This window comes from Psychrobacter sp. T6-1 (assembly GCF_052258445.1).
Genome location: NZ_JBQQFC010000425.1, coordinates 1 through 1,595, shown reverse-complemented (window position 1 = coordinate 1,595; position 1,595 = coordinate 1). Strand labels below are relative to the sequence as shown.

Sequence of the window (1,595 nt, the reverse complement as noted above, 5' to 3'; positions counted from 1 at the left end):
CATCTACCGCTGTGGCTTGTCGGTTTTGCTGCCGTAAGTATCATCGCTCAATTACCGCGCGTCAAAGCCAAATTTAGTAGCACTCGTTATTTTAAGCGCCTCTATCAAGGGGTGCAAATGCTCGGCTTCTTATTAGGGCTGGTAGGATTGTGGCTAACTTATAATACCGCCTTTGGTCTCGATATGGGCGTGGCATTTTTGGTGCTGTGTTTGGTCAGTAAACTGTGGGAGCTGTACAAGCGCCGTGATGCTTATGTAGTGCTCAATTTATCGCTATTTGTGTTGGCGGCGCTGTTTTTGATGGATCAAGGGCTGCTGACAACCCTACAAGTCATCTTAGGCACTCTTGCTGTCTTATTAGCGTTTATTGCGCTAAACGACGACGGTAATCAGCGCGGTGATGGTCGTATGCGTACCCTTGGCGTGTTAGGCATTGGCGCGCTGCCGCTGCTGGTGGTGCTGTTTTTATTCTTCCCCCGTCTGCCGCCGCTGTGGTCGGTACAGCTCTCAGGACAACAAGCGACGACGGGTGTCTCTGACAGTATGTCGCCGGGCGACTTTGCCAATCTAAGTCAATCAACGGCGCTGGCATTTCGCGTCGAATTTAAAGAAAGACGTCCGCCGCAAGAAGATCTGTACTGGCGCGGCCTTGTGTTTAGTGATTTTGATGGGATTACTTGGCGACCCAATCAAAGCCGTCAACAGTGGCAATGGGAGTCTGCTCGGCAGATGCCGCCATGGCTCATCAATGCCTTCGCTACTGCTGCTGATGCGACCAAATTAGCCCCTGTTACTTATGAGATCATCCTAGAGCCCACCCAGCAGCGCTGGTTATTTGGTCTCGATTATCCTTTTACTCAGCAGCAAAACACATCGGTCACCTCTGATTTTACGTTACTCAAAGACGAGCCTGTGACTCAGCAGCTACGTTATGATGTGCTGCGTTATGCGCCGATGCGTATCGATCCTGTGTTGAATGATAACGATAGACGTATCAACCTTGCACTACCAAGCGATGGCAATCCCAAATCACGTGCGCTTGCCCAGCAGCTATTTGCCCAAGCTGGCTCAGACCCAGTGCGCTATATGAGTGCTATTGAGCGCTGGATCAATCAAACTGAGTTTCGCTATACGCTCGCGCCGCCGCGCCTGAATCAAAACCGTATTGATGGATTCTTATTTGATACCAAAGCTGGATTTTGTGAGCACTATTCTTCAAGCTTTACCTTTATGCTGCGCGCCGCGGGTATCCCCGCTAGAGTAGTGGCAGGCTATCAGGGCGGTGCGCCGAGTCGCAGCGGCAATGTCTGGGAGGTGCGGCAAATGGATGCTCACGCTTGGACGGAGGTGTGGCTGGCAGGACAAGGTTGGGTGCGCGTCGATCCGACGGCTTTTGTTGCTCCTGAGCGCGTCGAACAAGGTATGGATGCGCTGACACAGTCCCGAGGCGCGGCGATGTTCGGAGACGGCGCGGGCGCTCAGCTGAGCTATCAGCAGTATCAAATGCTTCAATCCCTACGGCGCTTATCCGATCAAGCAAGCTACTACTGGCAAAAGGACATCGTCGGCTACGATCAGGATAGTCAAGCCAGCTC

At 52.4% G+C, this 1,595-nt stretch carries 1 protein-coding gene; it reads left to right on the top strand.

Features of this window, described 5'->3' with window-relative positions; translation table 11 throughout:
• On the top strand, nt 1–1,595 hold a 1,595-nt coding region (locus ACTXGO_RS16385; RefSeq protein WP_443574877.1), incomplete at both ends, for a transglutaminase family protein.